Consider the following 13633-nt stretch of genomic DNA (forward strand, 5'->3'; position numbering starts at 1 on the left):
AAATTCAGCAATGGGGAAGTCCGCTTTTCACAGGAGGCATTCTCCATGTCGAACCTTTCTGATATTTCCCGTGGCCTGATCCTGATGGCGTTTGGCATGGTGGTGATGAGCATCATGGATGCCATCGTCAAACATCTGACCGATAGCATCAGCGCACCGCAAATTCTGTTCTTTCGCTCGTTTTTCGGACTGCTGCCTCTGTTGATTATTGCATGGCGCAAAGGGGGGAAACGGGCCGTTTATACCCGAAAACCGCTGGTCCATATGGTGCGCGCCGGATTAGCCGCGGTTGCCTTTGTATCTTTTACCATTGGCCTGCGCGAGATGTCGCTCGCCAATGCCTTGGCAATCAGTTTTGCCGCCCCGTTTTTTGCCGTCTGTTTTTCCGCCCTTTTAATGGGGGAGCGGGTTGGGTTTCATCGTATTTTCGCATTGGTTGCCGGGTTTGGCGGAGTGGTCATTGTCCTGCAACCTGATGACGGTATTTTGGGGGATGGCAGTGGCTATTTCCTGCTGGTTGCCGTGACCTATGCTTTGGCACAGGTTATTGCCCGCAAATATCGTGAAACGGAAACGGGACTGAGTTTCAGTTTTTGGACAATGACAGGCATGACCATACTAGGGGCTGTGAGCATGCTGTTCTATTGGGAAGAGATGACACCCGAAATTTGGGGCTGGGCCTTTGCAATGGGGATTTTTGGTGGACTGGCGGCTTATTGCATGACGGAAGCAGTGCGTGCCGCCCCCACTGTTGTGGTCAGCCCAATGGAATATACGGCCTTGATTTGGGGGGCGTTGTTTGACTGGATGTTCTGGCAGGTCTTCCCCGAACAGGCGACGATTGTCGGCAGTCTGGTGATTGTTGCCAGTGGTATTTACATTTTATGGCGTGAACGTTCTTATAAAGAGGAAATAAAAATCTTATGAATATTCGTACGATACAAGAAGGTGATTTTGACCAATGGCTTGTTTTGTGGCAAGGCTACCTTGATTTCTACAAAGTCGATTTGGGGGAATTGCAAAACCGCGCCGTCTGGATGCGCCTGATGAACGAGGCTGATCCGTTGCAGGGATTTGTGGCCGTTGAAGATGATCGCTTGATCGGTTTTGCCCATTTCTTTTTTCATGGCACGACATGGTATCAGACATCTTATTGTTATCTGGAAGATTTGTATGTGGATCAGACGGTGCGTTCCCGAGGTACCGGGCGGGCCTTAATTGCGGCCTTGAAAGAAGAGGCCTTGTCAAAAGGTGCGGCAAAGCTTTATTGGCATACGGACAAGCAAAATGAAACCGCACAGGGACTTTATAACAAAGTCGCGGTTTTAACCGATTTCATTCGTTACGATATTGCTTTGTAGCAAGAGCCACTGAGCTGTCATCCCCGACCCCGATCGGGGATCCATCTTTGCTCAATGAGTAACATATAATCCATTGATTCTAAATGGATCCCGCATCAAGTGCGGGATGACGGATTTTGGTCAATTATTTACTAAAAAAACACTTTGTCAGTAGGCTGAAAAGGCCTTCCGGCCTTCTTTTTTGTTATCCGTAAACGATTTGGGCAGCTTGGGCGAGGTCTTCTTTGATATCCTCGACATCTTCCAAACCAACAGACAAACGCAACAGACCTTGGCTGATGCCCAAGTGCAAGCGTTCGGCCTCGTCCACTTTTGAATGGGTGGTGGTGGCCGGATGGGTGATTTGGGATTTGGTGTCACCCAGATTGTTGCAAATCTTGACGAGGTTCAACGCATTTTCAAAGGCAAACGCCTTATCCTTGCCACCGTCCAGTTCAAACGACAGCATCGGGCCACCTGCGCGCATTTGCTTCATCGCCAGTTTATGCTGGGGATGGGCCTGCAAACCGGGGTAGTTGACTTTAGCGACCCCTTTCAGGTTTTCCAGAAAACGCGCCAGCAAAGTTGCGTTTTCGCTATGCTTCATCACCCGGATGTCCATTGTTTCCAGACCTTTAAGCTGGGTCCAGGCGTTAAACGGACTCATCGCCGGTCCGGTATTGCGGAAAAACGGCATCATTTCATTTTTCAACAGGTCTTCGTCGTTAAATAGAACCGCGCCACCCAAGGTCCGACCCTGACCATCCACATATTTCGTGGTGGAATACACAACAATATCTGCGCCAAATTCCATCGGTTTTTGTAAAATCGGTGTCGCGAAGACGTTATCGACAATGACACGTGCACCACTGGCATGTGCCAGATCACACACGGCCTGCATATCAACAATATCCAAGGTCGGGTTACTGGGTGTTTCCAATAAAACAACGCGGGTCGGTTGCTTTAAGGCCTCTTCCCATTGATTTAGGTCGCCGCCGTCCACCAGAACGGTTTCAATACCGTAACGCGGCAGGATGTTGTTCAAGATAAAGAGACTGGACCCGAACAAGGCGCGCGAGGCTACGACACGGTCGCCCGCCTTCAGTTGCGCCATCAGGGCGGTATTGATCGCCGCCATGCCGGTTGCAGTTGCCAGACAGAATTTTGCCCCTTCGATCATCGCCATTCGTTCCTCGAACATGCCGGTCGTCGGGTTGGCAAATCGGGAATACTGATAGCGTTTGATCTCTTCTTTGAAAGTTGCTTCTTGTTCTTCGGCCGTTTCATAAATATAGCCTGAAGTCAGGAATAAACCTTCGCTGTTTTCATCAAAAGCAGAACGTTGAATACCACCATGCACCAGCTGAGTCGCCGTGCGCCAGGTTTTGTTGCTCATTGCTTTCGTCCTTTACGTAAGGTCAAGTTAGGGGAAAGGCCTTTTACACCGTTGACGAAAGCAGTACAAGAGGCCACATTCTAATATAAATATTCTCTTCTGACGATAAAGGCACCTCATGTCCGATTTTAAAGCCACCGACGATCTTTTCTTTTCCCGCTTCGAACTGGATCAAGCTCAGGTTGAAGCCAGCGTCACCAACGCACTGAACGGGGCTGATGATGGGGAGTTATTTCTCGAATATCGCCAAAGCGAAGCCCTTGGCTTTGATGATGGTCGCCTGAAAAGTGCCAGTTTCGATACCGCCCAAGGGTTTGGCCTGCGCAGTGTCGCCGGTGAAGCCAGTGGCTATTCCCATGCCTCCAATCTGGATCAAGGCGCAATTGATCGGGCCTGCACAACCGTTCAGGCCGTTCATAGTGGTCATAGCGGCACCATGAGTGACGCCCCGCAAGGCACCAATAAATCGCTTTATATCGATGACAACCCGATCAACCTTGTGCCGTTTGAAACCAAGGTTAAATTGCTGGAAGAAATTGATGCGTACTTGCGCAGTAAAGACAGCCGGGTCAAGCAGGCCACGGCTTCCATCGCCGGATCGTGGCAAGCCGTGCGGATTATCCGCGCAGATGGCACACAGGCGGCTGATATCCGACCGATGGTGCGCCTTAATGTTTCTGTTGTTGTGGAAAAAGACGGCAAAATGGAAAGCGGTTCGCACGGCTTTGGTGGGCGTACAACTTATGAAGAATTTTTCAAAGCAGGGCGTTGGAAACCAGCCTGTGATGAAGCCCTGCGCCAAGCCCTTGTTAATCTGGACTCCGTTCCCGCCCCGGCAGGGGAGATGCCTGTGGTTCTCGGCCCCGGCTGGCCCGGTATTTTATTGCATGAAGCCATCGGTCACGGGTTAGAAGGCGATTTCAACCGCAAACAGACATCGGCTTTCGCAGGTCTGATGGGGCAACGCATCGCGGCCCCCGGCGTGACGGTTGTGGATGACGGCACCTTGCCTGATTTGCGTGGTTCCTTGACCATTGATGATGAAGGCACCCCGTCGCAAAATACCGTTTTGATCGAAGACGGCATTCTGACCGGATATATGCAAGACCGCATGAATGCCCGTCTGATGGGGCAAAAACCCACCGGCAATGGTCGTCGTCAATCTTACGCCCATATGCCTTTGCCGCGTATGACCAATACCTATATGCTGGGCGGGGATAAAGACCCACAGGAAATCATTGCCTCGGTTAAGCGCGGTCTCTATGCCGTGAATTTTGGTGGCGGTCAGGTCGATATTACCTCCGGCAAATTCGTCTTTAGCTGCACCGAAGCCTATATGATTGAAAACGGCAAAATCGGTGCCCCGGTCAAAGGCGCAACCCTGATTGGCAATGGCCCGGACTGCCTGACCAAAGTAAAAATGATCGGCAATGATATGGAAATCGACCCCGGTGTCGGCACCTGCGGCAAAGGCGGACAAGGCGTGCCCGTCGGCGTGGGTCAACCCACCCTGTTAATCGACCCGATTACGGTCGGTGGCACAGATATGTAAGGACTTCCCCCCATGAACCTCAGCGGAAAAATTATCGGACTTTACGTTGGTAAGGTCGAAGAAAGATGGCCGGACAAAGCCCCCTCGGCCATTGCCAAAACCTACACGGACGGACCGCTTGAACTGGATGAAAACGGTTTTCTGCGTGATGAACAGGCAGATTTGAAAGTTCATGGTGGCCCGGAAAAAGCCATTCACCATTACGCCAGCGACCATATGGGGTTCTGGCAAAACGAACACCCCGAACAAGCTGAGCTGTTTGTGCCCGGTTGTTTCGGTGAAAATATCGCAACAACCGGACTGACGGAAGAGAACCTGTGCCTGGGGGATATCCTCAGTTTGGGAACGGCAAAGGTGCAGGTCTGCCAAGGTCGCCAACCTTGTTGGAAACTGACAAAACATATCGGTATCCGCAATTTCGCCCTGCAATTTCAGCAAACCGCGCTGACCGGCTGGTATTATCGTGTTCTGGAAAATGGGCAGGTCAAAGTCGGTGATACAATGGACCTTTTGGAACGTCCTTGCCCGGAGTGGTCGATCAAACGGCTCATTCAAGCGCGCTTCAATTCCAAAATTGATGCAGACACCGCGCAGGAACTCGCCAATCTGGATGTTTTATCAACAAGCTGGCGCACCGCTTTTGAGAAAAAAGCCCAGAAGGGATACGCGGAAGACACAGGTCCACGTCTGAAGGGATAACAAAACAGCGCTGTCTTTATTTACAAAAGGCAGCGCTGTTGTTCTTTTTAATCTTCTTTACGGATATGATTGAGGAAGGCTTTGGCCTCTTCACCCAGATCATCAGACAACTTGTTCAATTGTTTGACCGATCCTGCCAAATCCTGTGAAGACTGTCCAACTTCAATCGCGGCTTCATTTACATTGGCAATGGTGGAAGAAACCTGACTGGTTCCCGCCGCTGCCTCTTGCGCATTCAGCGAGATTTCCTGTGTTGCGGCCCCTTGTTGTTCAACAGATGCCGCAATTGTGGCCGAGATTTCATTAATCTCACCAATCACACGGGCAACCCCATCCATTGCCTCCACCGACTCGTCCGTGGCAGACTGAATATTGGCAATCTGATCGGCAATATCCTGTGTTGCACGTGCTGTTTGATTGGCAAGGTTCTTCACCTCCCCTGCCACAACAGCAAAGCCTTTACCTGCTTCGCCTGCACGCGCGGACTCGATCGTTGCATTCAGCGCCAACAAATTGGTTTGTTCGGCAATACCACTGATCAACTGCACGACTTCCCCGATTTTATCCACGGCCTCAGCCAATTTGCGGATTTTATCGTTTGTATCGGTTACTTGATCCCGTGCACCTGTCGCGACTTCACTGGCATGGGACACCTGATTGGTGATGGAACCGATGGAAGCCGTTAATTCTTCTGCCGCTGCCGCCACAGTTTCCGCATTACGCGTTGCCTGATCGGCCATATTGGCAACTGCGCCTGCCTGATTTTGGGCATCCGAAGAGACTTCGTTCATACGTTCTGCCGCCACATCCAGATTGCGGGTGAAATTCCCCAGATCATTGGCGATGGAACCGATGGATTTTTCAAAATCATTCGCCATCTTCTCAGTTTGCAAACGGCGTTTTTCCACCAGCTGAGTTTCACGCAGTTTTTGTTCTTCCAAATCCTGCTGGCGACGCTCTCGATTTGTTTTAAAAGTTGTAATCGCCTTCACCATCTTACCGATTTCATCGACCCGCTTGGTTGTTGGGATTTCAACGTTGTTACGCCCTTCGGCAAACTCATTCATAATATTGGTCATATGTGTAATCGGAGTTGCCACCGATTTTGCACTCAGCAAGGCAACGACTGTTAAAATGGTTCCCAATAACAAGGTAAAGACAACCATCGTCATCGCAATTTGATCCCCTCGTGCAATCACGGCATCAATGGCTGTATCCACTTCCAATACACCGCGCACATCGCCCAATTTCCAGTCATCTTTGGGTGTATCAGGGCGGTGATTGTGACAATCCACACAAGCGTCTGCTGACATGATATCTGCAATAGCAACCCGTACGATTGTCTTCCCGTCTTGTTCAACGGTATTTACAAATTTCAGGTCCTTGTTTTTAGAGATTTTATCCCAGGCTTCTTTTTCAAAAGCATCAAGTGTACGGTCCGCCCGATTGGGAAAAGGAAAAGCGCTGTAAAGGCGCATAGTCGTGTCTTCTTTGGACAGCAACTCACTCATATCATGAATAAATGTTGCCGGTAGGGGCACGCCATCTTCCATTGTTTTATGGTCGACACTCGGAACCAAGCTACTTTCAGTCAGAATTTTTTGAATAACGTTTTTTGTATAATAGCCCCGAATCGCTTTAAACTGATTGACCGTTTGTGTGGCAGAATCCACCGCATTCTCAACGGCATTGTCCCGCATCATTCCAGGAACGACAAAAAACATTAAAACCACTGCCAATATGGCAGCAACGGGCACAGGAAGGACAATCTTCCATAAGATACTTCTAGAAATCCAACCCACAATCAGCTCCTCTTCAAGACACCTTCCCCCCACTGTTACAGCGGAAATGCCTATAAAGTTAAATAGGTGGGAACTGGTCGATGACTTATCAATTATAGATTTACTACACCTTATGCATGTAAAACATTAAGATGTAATCAATCTTGTAGTCTAAAGCTGTGATAAGGGGATTAACTTTGGTTAATTTTATCCCAACGAATTTCTTCGCGCGCGATAGATTCTTCCATAATATGACGATAGATCGATTCTGCCATATCCGGGTCCATTGCATTTTCTTCAGCAAAATGGCGCACACGTTCCACAATATATTCGATACGCGAGGGAATGCGGACATCCCCGCGCGTTTCTTTAAATTGTGCAGCCTGAAGCACATAGCCGATCCGTTCAGCAAGCAAACCGACGATAATTTCGTCCAGGCGATCAATATTGTCGCGTACATCTTGCAAAGAATGACAGGTAACGGCTTTGGGCATTTTAATCTCTTAGGCTATTCAAATTAATAGGCGTGATCTTTAAAGACCTGATCAATATCACCTTTCCAGCGGGTTTCAAACTCTTTGAGCATAATTTCCGCCTGCGTTTGACCGGATTCCGCGATTGTGTAAAGCGGCTCAAGAAATTTACTTTCATCCTGACCCTGACTATTGACTACACCGCGACGTTTCAAACCGCCTTGAGCTATATCAAGCACATCCATCGCGATATCGCCAATGGTTTGCCCCTTAAATTCAGTATTCAGGGCTGTATAGGGCACACGTTCACGCAAATATTCATTATCGGCCAGTGACCAGTCTTTCACCAGTTGTTCTGCTTCATCCAGTGCCTGATCATCATAAAGAAGACCAACCCAGAATGCGGGTAGCGCACACAGACGATTCCACGGCCCGCCATCGGCGCCACGCATTTCCAGAAACTTTTTCAAACGAACTTCGGGGAAAGCCGTTGTCAGATGATCTTCCCAATCCTGTATGGTCGCGCGTTCTCCTGGCAAGGCTGGCAATTTTCCTGCCATAAAATCTTTAAACGACTGACCGGACGCATCAATATATTTACCCTCACGATAAACAAAATACATCGGCACATTCAGCATATAATCCACATAAGATTCAAAGCCGAAACCGTCTTCAAAGACAAAAGGCAATGTTCCACAACGATCCGGGTCCGTATCCGTCCAAATGTGGGAGCGGAAAGACAGCAGGCCATTGGGTTTGCCATTGCGAAACGGTGAATTTGCCCAAAGCGCTGTTGCAATCGGCTGCAAGGCAATAGATGTACGGAACTTGCGCACCATGTCTGTTTCAGAAGCAAAATCCAGATTAACCTGCACCGTGCAGGTTGCTTTCATCATATCCAGACCAAGGGTGCCTTTTTTCGGCATATATTCGCGCATAATCTTGTATCGCCCCTTGGGCATCCACGGAATATCGTCCACTGACCATTTGGGCTGGTAACCCAATCCCAGAAAACTAACATCCAGTTCAGCTGCCACTTTCTTGGCCTGTTCCAAATGCGTCCCGACTTCTTTACAGGTTTGGTGAATACTTTCCAGCGGCGCACCGGACAATTCAACCTGTCCCCCCGGTTCAAGGGTCACCGATGATCCATCATTGCCTTTCAGGGCAATGATATTGCCGGCCTCAAAGACGGGTTCCCATTCCGGGAATTGGGACATATTTTCCAATAGGGCGCGAACGGATTTCTCACCCTCATAGGGCAGTGTCTTTAGGGATTTCGTACAAAAGGCGAATTTTTCATGTTCCGTTCCGATCCGCCAATCGGATTTTGGTTTACAGCCGCTGGCAAGATAGTCCACCAATTGTTGTTTATTTTCGACGACAACGGATTTGTTACCCATTTTCAGGTGTCCTTATCAAACTTCTTTTTTTATCTTTCCCGAAGTGGCGTTTGCCAATCTCCGAGGACGGATTGCCAACAGCTAAGTGCTGCCAAGGCAGCCGTATCGGCCCGTAAAATACGGGGACCAATACTTAGCGGCGTAACAAACGGCAGTTTCAGCAAAAGGTCAAGTTCGGATGGATCGAAACCACCTTCCGGCCCCACCAAAATAGCAGCCGGTTCCTGTGAATCTGCATTCTGTAAGCCAAGATTGATTGCCGGTGCCCCACCCTGTTCATTCAGCACAAAAAGTCTGCGTTCCTGCGGCCAATCTTTTATCAGCTGCGCCAAAGATACGGCTTCTTTGATAGCGGGAATGTTAAGTCGTTCACATTGCTCGGAGGCTTCGATCACTTGTGCGTGAAGTCGCTCCGTATTAATGCGCGAGGTAATGGTCCGCTGTGTTATCACAGGGACAAGTGCCGCGACTCCCAACTCGGTTGCTTTTTCAACGATAAAATCCATACGTTGTTTTTTAATCGGCGCAAACACAAGCCAAAGATCAGGACAGCCATCCTGATCCCGTGTTTTATCTTCAACTTCGATCAAACATTTTTTCTTACGCGCAGAAACAATCCTTGCCTGCCATTCCCCATCACAGCCATTAAAAACAGCTACGCGGTCTTCGGCCTGCAATCGCATGACATTATTCACGTAATGGGCTTGGTCTTCGCGCAAATCCAGCTGATTGCCGGTTGCAAGGGCACCATCAATAAATAAGCGGATAAGGTTAGCCATCTCTTCCCAAAAAAGCCAAGCGGCCCACAGACATCCCCGAGGGCCGGACGCATTCAATGATTTTTTATATCCCTAGCTGGTCACAAGACCAAGGGAAAAGCGTCATAAAAAAGAAAGGCTTTTTAAGAACAGGCTTTGTGCATGGCTGCATAAGCCGCCGAAATCCCTTTTAGGGAGTAGGTATCGGTGGTTTTTGTTCCGCGTGTGGAAATGCCAACGGCGTTCATGGTGGCGCCCGCTTTCATCATTTTAACCAAACGCTGATCATCTTTTGATTCGTAGGTCCACGCCGTCTCGCCAGAAGCAAACAGTTTGAAATTTGCGCTGCCAATCGTGACCTGAACATCCTTGGATTTATCCAGTGGATAGCCTTGGTGGAAGCTGACAACATCCTTCAGCCCTTCGGACTTGCGGATGGTCACCAGAACGTAGATGTCCCCGCGCTTATCCGTATGGCTCGCCTTGGAAGGCACAGATGCAATATAACAAACGGACGCATTGGATTTTTTATCCGCAAAAACATCCCAGTCACCTTGCGGACCTAAAAATTCAAAACCGGCAGCCTCTGCCGTCCATGAGAGCAGCAGCGCTGAAAGAAGTGTAAAAATGTAAGTAAAATGTCTCATGGCTCTTATGCTGGCAAAAGACCCTTAATAAATTACAAAGATTCCAAAAAAAATTGCAGCGCACCCTAACCACTACGGCCAAATAGCCGTTCGATATCCTTCAGTTTCAATTCCACATAGGTGGGACGACCATGTTTGCACTGGCCGGAATGCGGTGTGACTTCCATTTCACGCAACAAGGCGTTCATTTCATCCAGCGTTAAACGACGCCCGGCGCGGATGGACCCATGACAGGCCATCGATCCGCAAACATCCATAAGCCGATCGCGCAATGACATGGCTTCATCAACCTCCGCCAGGCTATCGGCAACATCTTTGACCAGTCCTTGAATATCCACCTTTGCCCCCAGCATGGCTGGAATTTCACGCACAACCACCGTCCCGGAGCCAAAGTTTTCAATCACCAGTCCCAGCTCTTCCAATTCTGTCGCACGGGCAACCAGACGGTCGGCATCAACAATATCCAGCTCCACCACTTCGGGGATCAACAGGCCTTGGCGTTTGACACCTGTTGCTTCCAGATCTTTTTTAATGCGCTCATAGACCAGACGTTCATGGGCAGCGTGTTGATCCACCATAATAATGGCATCCCCGCTTTGGGCGACAATATAGGTTTCATGTAACTGTGCACGCGCCACACCTAAGGGATATTGTTCCCCTGCAATATCATAATCCGTATCCGAAGATTCGCGTCGGTTGGCTTGAAGGGGGGCATCCAGTCCGCTTAAAGGGGCCTGAAACTGTGCCGCTGCCTCGCGCAGACCTTCGCTGGGTGCGGGCATGGGGTTATAATGGGAAAAACCACCACTCGTGCCTTTGGATGTAATCGTACGCGCCATTTCCACCGCTGCCGGGTCCATCTCGCGCCTTTGCGGGGCCTGCATAGCTGCCAATGCGTCTTCAGCAACCGTGCTAGACGCCAGATGTCCCGCCCCGTTTAACGCTTGTCGCAAGGCGCTGACAATCAAGCCGCGCACCCCTTGAGCATCGCGAAACCGCACTTCTGCCTTGGCTGGATGCACGTTGACGTCCACCGCACGCGGTGGCAATTCGATAAACAGAGCCAGAAGCGGATGACGGTCATGGGCCAAAAAATCACGATAAGCCCCGCGCACCGCGCCGTAAAGCTGCTTATCTTTCACCGGACGACCATTCACGAAGAAAAATTGTAACGCATTATTGCCCCGGTTCAGCGTTGGTAAGCTGACATGCCCGGTCAAACGTACGTTATCGCGTTCTGCATCGATCACAACAGAATTATCACCGAATTCACGGCCCATAATCGCCCGCAAACGATCCAGCATCGCCGCAAACAATTCGCCCTGACTGGAGGGCAAATTTAAAAGGGTGCGCACACCATCGCTTAGGGTAAAGGCAATCTCAGGGTGGCACATGGCCAGACGTTTCAGCATATCAATGCCGTGATTTAATTCCGTGCGGGGCGCTTTTAAAAATTTCAGGCGCGCCGGTGTTGCAAAAAACAAATCACGCACTTCCACACGTGTCCCTTGGGCATGGGCAGCTGGTTCCGGTCCATCGACCTCGCCACCTTCCACACGGATACACCAGCCGTTTTCACTGTCTTTGTTACGCGACGTAATTGACATTCGTGCCACAGACCCGATTGACGGTAAGGCCTCTCCCCTAAAACCCAATGTGGCGATATTGAATAAATCTTCATCCGGGATTTTCGATGTCGCATGACGCTGCACCGCCAGTTCCAATTCGTCCGCATTCATCCCGGACCCGTTATCACTGACCGATAAAAGTACACGCCCGCCTTCTTTCATCACCACGTCAATGCGGGTGGCCCCGGCATCAATGGCATTTTCGACCAGTTCTTTCATGGCAGAGGCCGGACGTTCCACAACCTCCCCGGCGGCAATTTGGTTGATCAGGGTTTGCGGCAGAAGGCGGATGCCCATCAATCGTATTCCTTCTTCAACAGTTTCATATATTTCAACAAGCCTTGCGTCGAACAATCATTACCCATAATCGGGGCTTCCCCGGTAATTTGCGGGGCGAGATCACGGGCCAGTTCTTTCCCCAACTGCACCCCCCATTGGTCAAATGAATTGATATTCCAGACGACTCCCTGCACAAAGATTTTATGCTCATAAAGGGCCAGTAATTGTCCGATTGTGAACGGCGTAATCAAGGGCAAAACCAGCGAATTGGTCGGCTTATTTCCGGGAAAGGTCATATGGGGGGCCAATTGGTCAATCCGTTCTGCAGGAACCCCTTTTTTCTTGAGTTGTGCGCGAACTTCTTTTTCAGTCTTCCCCCACATCAAGGCTTTGGTCTGCCCTAAAAAATTGGATAACAAAATCGTCTGATGATCCCGCAAGGGGTGATGATTATTCGCCACCCCGATAAAATCCATCGACACATCCCATTTGCCTTGATGCAACAGCTGAAAGAACGAATGCTGCGCATTGGTGCCTGCATGCCCAAACACAATCGGACCCGTTTGATAATCCACCGGACGTCCCTGTAGATCAACCCGCTTGCCATTGCTTTCCATATCCACCTGTTGCAGATATTGCGGAAAACGCGTCAGATACTGGTCATAGGGTAAAACCGCGTGCGTGGACCAACCAAAGAAATTTGCATACCATACCCCCAGCATCGCCATAATAATCGGGATATTATGTTCGATGGGGGAGGTCCGAAAATGTTCATCCATCGCAAATGCCCCTTCGAGCATTTCCTCAAACTTATCCATACCCAACACCAGCGCAATCGCCAGACCGATCGCTGACCATGTGGAATAACGTCCCCCGACCCAATCCCAAAACGGAAACATGTAATCGGTATCAATCCCGAAATCACAGACTTTCTCTTCGTTGGTGGAGACCGCAACAAAATGATGGCGCACCGCGTCAGTGCCTAACTTCTTAATCAACCAGGTGCGCGCGGATGTCGCATTCAGCAAGGTTTCCTGTGTGGTGAAACTTTTGGATGACACAATAAACAAGGTGGTTTCTGCATCCAGTCCACGTAGGGTTTCTACAAGGTGAGAACTGTCAACGTTGGAAATAAAACGCGGTGTCAGATCATCGCTTTGATAGCTACGCAATGCCTGCAAAGCCATAATCACACCCAAGTCAGATCCGCCGATCCCGATATTGACGATGGTACGAATGCGTTTTCCGGTTACACCACGCCAACGCCCTTCGCGCACATCATCGCAAAAATGGCGCATTTTTTCCAAAACGTCCCGGACCTCGGGCATGACATCGTGACCATCCACAATCATCGCCCGATCGGAACGATTACGCAGGGCGACATGGTAAACCGCACGGTCTTCCGTTGTATTGATATGTGCGCCATTGAACATGCGATCACGGGCTTCTTCCACGCCGCAAGAACGCGCGAGATCCCCCAACAAGCCCATTGTTTTTTCAGTAATGCGGTTTTTGGAATAATCCAGCAACAACCCGCTGGATCGTTCGGAAAACCGTTCAAAACGGCCTCGATCCTTTTTGAACAAGTCGCGCATATGCACGTCCTTGATCTCTTGATGATGATCCAAAAGGGCTTGCCATGCCGGGCTATCTGTCAGGGCGCTCATGAAAAAATCG

Annotated in this window: 12 protein-coding genes; 4 read left to right on the forward strand and 8 right to left on the reverse strand. The window is 49.8% G+C overall.

The window, feature by feature from the left end; translation table 11 throughout:
- Window positions 1-45: 45 nt before the first annotated feature.
- Window positions 46-927 (forward strand): DMT family transporter, encoded by an 882-nt coding sequence (locus ACN0VA_RS02725; RefSeq protein WP_417819653.1) that lies wholly within the window; start codon window positions 46-48, stop codon window positions 925-927.
- Window positions 924-1361 (forward strand): GNAT family N-acetyltransferase, encoded by a 438-nt coding sequence (locus ACN0VA_RS02730; protein ID WP_417819654.1) that lies wholly within the window; start codon window positions 924-926, stop codon window positions 1359-1361. The genes ACN0VA_RS02725 and ACN0VA_RS02730 overlap by 4 nt, the downstream gene beginning before the upstream one ends.
- Before the next feature lie 184 nt (window positions 1362-1545).
- On the opposite strand, the gene metZ is transcribed toward ACN0VA_RS02730, so the two are convergent.
- Window positions 1546-2736 carry an O-succinylhomoserine sulfhydrylase gene (gene metZ / locus ACN0VA_RS02735; protein WP_188665201.1) on the reverse strand — a complete coding sequence of 397 codons (1191 nt, stop codon included), beginning with the start codon at window positions 2734-2736 and terminating at the stop codon, window positions 1546-1548.
- Between the two features lie 118 nt (window positions 2737-2854).
- On the opposite strand from metZ, the gene tldD reads away from it, so the two are divergent.
- Window positions 2855-4288 (forward strand): metalloprotease TldD, encoded by a 1434-nt coding sequence (gene tldD, locus ACN0VA_RS02740; protein WP_188665203.1) that lies wholly within the window; start codon window positions 2855-2857, stop codon window positions 4286-4288.
- 12 nt (window positions 4289-4300) lie between these two features.
- Window positions 4301-4987: an MOSC domain-containing protein gene (locus ACN0VA_RS02745; RefSeq protein ID WP_417819655.1), complete on the forward strand. Its 687-nt coding sequence runs from the start codon at window positions 4301-4303 to the stop codon at window positions 4985-4987.
- A 47-nt stretch (window positions 4988-5034) separates the two neighbouring features.
- Here ACN0VA_RS02745 and ACN0VA_RS02750 read toward each other — a convergent pair whose 3' ends face one another.
- The 7 genes from ACN0VA_RS02750 to pgi all read right to left on the reverse strand — a co-directional run bounded on the left by ACN0VA_RS02750 (window position 5035) and on the right by pgi (window position 13623).
- The gene (locus tag ACN0VA_RS02750; protein WP_417819656.1) at window positions 5035-6789 is read right to left on the reverse strand and encodes a methyl-accepting chemotaxis protein; all 1755 of its coding nucleotides are present in this window, start codon (window positions 6787-6789) and stop codon (window positions 5035-5037) included.
- A 170-nt stretch (window positions 6790-6959) separates the two neighbouring features.
- Window positions 6960-7262 carry a chorismate mutase gene (locus ACN0VA_RS02755; RefSeq protein WP_417819657.1) on the reverse strand — a complete coding sequence of 101 codons (303 nt, stop codon included), beginning with the start codon at window positions 7260-7262 and terminating at the stop codon, window positions 6960-6962.
- A 23-nt stretch (window positions 7263-7285) separates the two neighbouring features.
- Complete coding sequence (locus tag ACN0VA_RS02760; protein ID WP_417819658.1) at window positions 7286-8644, reverse strand: glutamate--cysteine ligase; 1359 nt, start codon at window positions 8642-8644, stop codon at window positions 7286-7288.
- 29 nt (window positions 8645-8673) lie between these two features.
- A complete protein-coding gene (locus ACN0VA_RS02765; protein ID WP_417819659.1) occupies window positions 8674-9423 on the reverse strand; it encodes a 16S rRNA (uracil(1498)-N(3))-methyltransferase in 750 nt (249 codons plus the stop codon).
- A 122-nt stretch (window positions 9424-9545) separates the two neighbouring features.
- On the reverse strand, window positions 9546-10049 hold the full coding sequence (locus tag ACN0VA_RS02770; RefSeq protein ID WP_417819660.1) for an invasion associated locus B family protein: 504 nt from the start codon (window positions 10047-10049) through the stop codon (window positions 9546-9548).
- A gap of 65 nt (window positions 10050-10114) precedes the next feature.
- A complete protein-coding gene (mutL, locus tag ACN0VA_RS02775; RefSeq protein WP_417819661.1) occupies window positions 10115-11974 on the reverse strand; it encodes a DNA mismatch repair endonuclease MutL in 1860 nt (619 codons plus the stop codon).
- The gene (gene pgi, locus ACN0VA_RS02780; protein WP_417819662.1) at window positions 11974-13623 is read right to left on the reverse strand and encodes a glucose-6-phosphate isomerase; all 1650 of its coding nucleotides are present in this window, start codon (window positions 13621-13623) and stop codon (window positions 11974-11976) included. Before pgi ends, mutL begins: the two co-directional genes overlap by 1 nt.
- Window positions 13624-13633: the final 10 nt, after the last annotated feature.

The organism is Terasakiella sp. (assembly GCF_048267425.1).
In the GTDB taxonomy this organism is placed as follows: Bacteria; Pseudomonadota; Alphaproteobacteria; order Rhodospirillales; family Terasakiellaceae; genus Terasakiella.

Coding starts and splice junctions, on each gene's coding strand:
- ACN0VA_RS02725 (WP_417819653.1), top strand. CDS start 46: ATGTCGAACCTTTCTGATATTTCCCGTGGCCTGATCCTGATGGCGTTT.
- ACN0VA_RS02730 (WP_417819654.1), top strand. CDS start 924: ATGAATATTCGTACGATACAAGAAGGTGATTTTGACCAATGGCTTGTT.
- metZ (WP_188665201.1), bottom strand. CDS start 2,736: ATGAGCAACAAAACCTGGCGCACGGCGACTCAGCTGGTGCATGGTGGT.
- tldD (WP_188665203.1), top strand. CDS start 2,855: ATGTCCGATTTTAAAGCCACCGACGATCTTTTCTTTTCCCGCTTCGAA.
- ACN0VA_RS02745 (WP_417819655.1), top strand. CDS start 4,301: ATGAACCTCAGCGGAAAAATTATCGGACTTTACGTTGGTAAGGTCGAA.
- ACN0VA_RS02755 (WP_417819657.1), bottom strand. CDS start 7,262: ATGCCCAAAGCCGTTACCTGTCATTCTTTGCAAGATGTACGCGACAAT.
- ACN0VA_RS02760 (WP_417819658.1), bottom strand. CDS start 8,644: ATGGGTAACAAATCCGTTGTCGTCGAAAATAAACAACAATTGGTGGAC.
- ACN0VA_RS02765 (WP_417819659.1), bottom strand. CDS start 9,423: ATGGCTAACCTTATCCGCTTATTTATTGATGGTGCCCTTGCAACCGGC.
- ACN0VA_RS02770 (WP_417819660.1), bottom strand. CDS start 10,049: ATGAGACATTTTACTTACATTTTTACACTTCTTTCAGCGCTGCTGCTC.
- mutL (WP_417819661.1), bottom strand. CDS start 11,974: ATGGGCATCCGCCTTCTGCCGCAAACCCTGATCAACCAAATTGCCGCC.
- pgi (WP_417819662.1), bottom strand. CDS start 13,623: ATGAGCGCCCTGACAGATAGCCCGGCATGGCAAGCCCTTTTGGATCAT.